Here is a 914-nt window from a genome sequence, read left to right as displayed (position 1 = left end):
TGTACTGACCACGGACGTTAGGTACGGCGTGGCGTGGTGACATGAAGAAGACCTCCGAGTGAAGTGCGAGCTGTCGAGGAACGCACCAACTCATCTCGGAGGTCTTCATGTCCCACCGTAATGCTCCTTTGTCCGATACCGGGCGTCTGCGCCTGGCTCGCTGCGTCGTGGAGGACGGTTGGCCGCTGCGGCGAGCTGCCGAGCGATTCCAGGTCGCGGTGAGCACGGCGGCTCGCTGGGCCGGCCGCTACCGCGAACTCGGCGCTGCCGGCATGAGCGATCGCAGCTCACGACCGCACCACAGCCCCAACAGAACACCCACACGAACCGAGCGGCGCATCATCAAAGTCCGGGTCATCCGCCGCTGGGGACCGGCCCGCATCGCCTATCTGCTAGGACTACAGCCCTCCACCGTGCACCGCGTGCTGACTCGCTATGGTCTGGCCAAACTGCGGTGGCTTGACCGCCCCACCGGGCGGGTTGTTCGCCGGATGGAATCAGCGGCATGCGGCGATCTGGTGCACGTCGATATCAAGAAACTAGGCAAGATCCCCGCCGGGGGCGGCTGGCGAAAGCTCGGCAAGGTATCGGGCAAGCGCAACTCCCGAGAAGACAAAACCGGTGGCGTCCGCGCCAAGAACGGCGACCCGGCCCGCGGGTATCACTACCTGCACACCGCGATCGATGCGCACTCGAGGCTGGTCTACTCCGAATTGTTGACCGATGAACGCAAAGAAACCGCCGCAGCGTTCTGGCAGCGCGCCAACGCCTGGTTCAACGAGTGTGGTTTCACGGTACAAAATGTGTTGACCGACAACGGATCCTGCTACCGGTCACACAAATTTCGTGATGCTCTGGGTGACATCAAGCACCGACGAACCCGCCCCTACCGTCCACAGACAAACGGCAAGGTC

Annotated in this window: 1 protein-coding gene; it reads left to right on the top strand. The window is 63.0% G+C overall.

All coding sequences use genetic code 11. The features are described 5' to 3' along the window. Nucleotides 1-107: 107 nt before the first annotated feature. Nucleotides 108-914, top strand: an 807-nt coding sequence (locus tag ACDA63_RS20130; RefSeq protein ID WP_373665086.1) for an IS481 family transposase, incomplete at its 3' end; no start/stop codon positions are given.

This window comes from Uliginosibacterium sp. sgz301328 (assembly GCF_041807905.1).
In the GTDB taxonomy this organism is placed as follows: Bacteria; Pseudomonadota; Gammaproteobacteria; order Burkholderiales; family Rhodocyclaceae; genus JBGVSA01.
This window is presented reverse-complemented; position numbering and strand designations above follow the sequence as displayed.